Annotated in this window: 2 protein-coding genes; both read left to right on the forward strand. The window is 73.6% G+C overall.

Annotation, left to right across the window (positions count from 1 at the left end; translation table 11 throughout):
* The coding region (locus tag AQJ67_RS25060; protein ID WP_279616899.1) for a transketolase C-terminal domain-containing protein at nucleotides 1–443 on the forward strand (443 nt) is incomplete at its 5' end.
* 10 nt (nucleotides 444–453) lie between these two features.
* Nucleotides 454–1,350 (forward strand): biotin/lipoyl-containing protein (locus AQJ67_RS25065; RefSeq protein WP_244190589.1); only part of this gene is annotated, 897 nt, incomplete at its 3' end.

The following is a 1,350-nucleotide window of genomic DNA, read 5'->3' on the forward strand; positions in this document are numbered from 1 at the left end:
GGGACAAGGGCGAGGTCAACACGGAGGCGATCCCGGGACCGCTGCACAAGGCGCGCGTCGTCCGCGAGGGCTCCGACCTCACCCTGGCCGCCTACGGCCCGATGGTGAAGCTCTGCCAGGAGGTCGCCGACGCGGCCGCCGAGGAGGGCCGCAACCTGGAGGTCCTGGACCTGCGCTCGGTCTCCCCGCTCGACTTCGACTCCATCCAGGCCTCCGTCGAGAAGACCCGCCGTCTGGTCGTGGTCCACGAGGCACCGGTGTTCTTCGGCTCGGGCGCGGAGATCGCCGCCCGGATCACGGAGCGCTGCTTCTACCACCTGGAGGCCCCGGTGCTGCGGGTCGGCGGTTATCACGCCCCGTATCCGCCGGCGCGTCTGGAGGAGGAGTACCTGCCGGGCCTGGACCGGGTACTCGACGCCGTCGACCGTGCCCTGGCGTACTGAGGAGAGGGTCGTGACGACGATGACGGAAGCGTCCGTGCGTGAGTTCAAGATGCCCGACGTGGGCGAGGGACTCACCGAGGCCGAGATCCTCAAGTGGTACGTCCAGCCGGGCGACACGGTCACCGACGGCCAGGTGGTGTGCGAGGTCGAGACCGCCAAGGCGGCCGTCGAGCTGCCCATCCCGTACGACGGCGTGGTCCGCGAGCTGCACTTCCCCGAGGGCACCACGGTGGACGTCGGTACGGCGATCATCGCGGTGGACCTGGCGGGCGGGGCGGCCCCGGCCGCCGAGGCACCGGACCGGGCCGAGGCTCCCGCCGAGACGGCGCCGGAGGAGGCCAAGCCCCAGGGCCGCCAGCCGGTGCTGGTCGGGTACGGCGTGGCCGCGTCCTCCACCAAGCGCCGCCCGCGCAAGGGAGCCGACGTCCCGCGCCAGGAGCCCGCGGCCCAGGCTCTGCAGTCCGAGCTGAACGGCCACGGTCCCGTGGCGGCCGTGACGCCTCCCCGGCCGCTGGCCAAGCCTCCGGTGCGCAAGCTGGCGAAGGACCTGGGCGTCGACCTGGCCACGGTGACGCCGACCGGCCCTGACGGCATCATCACCCGCGAGGACGTCCACGCCGCGGTGGCCCCGCAGCCGCCGGCCGCCGAGCCGGTGCCGCAGGTCGCCCCGGCCGGACCGGTCTCCGCGCCCGCCGCCGCTCCGGCGCCGGTGCTCGCGTACGACACGGCCCGGGAGACCCGTATCCCGGTCAAGGGCGTCCGCAAGGCGACGGCGGCGGCGATGGTCGGCTCGGCGTTCACGGCGCCGCATGTCACGGAGTTCGTGACGGTGGACGTGACGCGCACGATGAAGCTGGTCGAGGAGCTCAAGCGGGACAAGGAGTTCGCGGGCCTGCGCGTGAACCCG

This window comes from Streptomyces caeruleatus (assembly GCF_001514235.1).
Classification (GTDB): Bacteria; Actinomycetota; Actinomycetes; order Streptomycetales; family Streptomycetaceae; genus Streptomyces; species Streptomyces caeruleatus.